This is a genomic window from Streptomyces sp. NPDC004610 (genome assembly GCF_040609715.1).
Lineage (GTDB): Bacteria > Actinomycetota > Actinomycetes > Streptomycetales > Streptomycetaceae > Streptomyces.
On record NZ_JBEXLA010000091.1, the window covers coordinates 1 to 1,697 of the forward strand.

1 protein-coding gene is annotated in these 1,697 nt (G+C 68.1%); it reads left to right on the forward strand.

Going from position 1 to position 1,697, the window contains the following annotated elements; genetic code table 11:
• Window positions 1–95 precede the first annotated feature (95 nt).
• On the forward strand, window positions 96–1,697 hold a 1,602-nt coding region (locus tag ABZX40_RS41485), incomplete at its 3' end, for an IS1182 family transposase (protein ID WP_356162875.1).

A 1,697-nucleotide genomic window follows, 5' to 3' on the forward strand; every position in this document is an offset into this window, starting at 1 on the left:
GACGCTGTTGGCTAATCCGGCTTCCGGCGTGACGTCGGCCTTCAAGACCCGGTTGTGGTCTTGAAGGCCGACGTTGGCGTTTGGGGAGGGTGTCGGTGTCGATGCAGCCGCTGGAGGCGTGGGAAGTTCCGCTGGAGACCGTGCGGGTGGCACGCGCGGCCTTCCCCAAGGGGAGCCTGGCGATCCGGGTCCGTGATGAGCTGGGTGTGCTGTTCACGGACGAGCAGTTCGCTGGTCTGTTCGCGGTGCGGGGGAAGCCTGCTTGGTCGCCGGGGCGTCTGGCGATGGTGTTGGTGTTGCAGTTCGTCGAGGGGCTGACCGACCGGCAGGCCGCTGAGGCGGTGCGGGCCCGGATCGACTGGAAGTTCGCGCTGGGGTTGGAGCTGACCGATCCCGGGTTCGACTTCTCGGTGCTCTCGGAGTTCAGGGACCGCCTGGTCGGCGAGGATGCCGGACGGTGTGTCCTGGACGCGATCCTGGTCGCGGCCAAGGAACGGGGGTTGGTCACGGCCGGCGGGAAGGCGCGGACGGACTCCACGCATGTGCTTTCCTCGGCGCGTGAACTGAACTGGCTGGAGATGGTCGGCGAGACCTTGCGGACGGCACTGAACGCGGTGGCCCAAGCGGAGCCGGAATGGCTCAGCGCTCGTGCCCTGCCGGACTGGTTCACTCACTACGCGACCCGGATCGAGGACTCCCGCTTCCCCAAAGCCCACACCAAGCGGGTCGAGGTCGGGCGCCGGATCGGAGCGGACGGGATGCGCCTGCTGCACATGATCTGGACGGACGACGCGCCCGCCGCACTGCGGGTGCTGCCGCAGGTGGAGGTCTTGCGGCAGATGTGGGTCCAGCAGTTCCATCTGGTGGGGAGCGAGGTGGAACGGCGGGACCCAAAAGCCCGCCCGCCGGGGGCGAAACGCCTGGTCACTCCGTATGACGTCCAGGCTCGCGGCAGCGTCAAACGCGACACGATGTGGGACGGCTACAAGGTCCATCTCACCGAGACGTGCGAAGCCGACACCGTGCACCTGGTCACGAACGTGACTACCACTGTTGCCACCGTCCCCGACGACCGGATGGCCGCTGTCGTCCACACCGGCCTCACCGCACGGGGCCTGCTCCCGGACGAACACTGGGTCGATGCCGGGTATGCCAACTCCAGCGCCCTGGCCGACGCCCGCATCGACCACGGTGTCGCCCTGCACGGGCCGCTGCGGCCGGTGACCGTCGCCCAAGCCCGTGGTGAGGGCACCTACGGACAGGACGCCTTCACCATCGACTGGGACAGCCGGCACGTGACCTGCCCGAACGGGATCACCAGCACCCAGTGGCACCACCGCCGATCGGAAGAACAGCTGCCCGTGATCCGGGTCCGCTTCTCTCCGGCTGACTGCCGCACCTGCCCCAAGCTCCGGGACTGTGTCAGCTCGCCGAAAGCCCAGCGCCGGGAGATCACCCTGCGGCCCCGACACGAATACGAAGCCCTCCATCACGCCCGGCAGCTCCAGGCGACCGACGAATGGAAGGACCGCTACAAGGTCCGTGCCGGAGTCGAAGGGACCATCTCCCAGGCAGTGCAAGCCTGCGGCCTGCGCAGATCCCGCTACCGCGGACTCGCCAAGACCAGCCTCCAGCACCAACTCACCGGCGCCGCGATCAACCTCATCCGCATCAACGCCTGGCTCAGCGACCAGCCC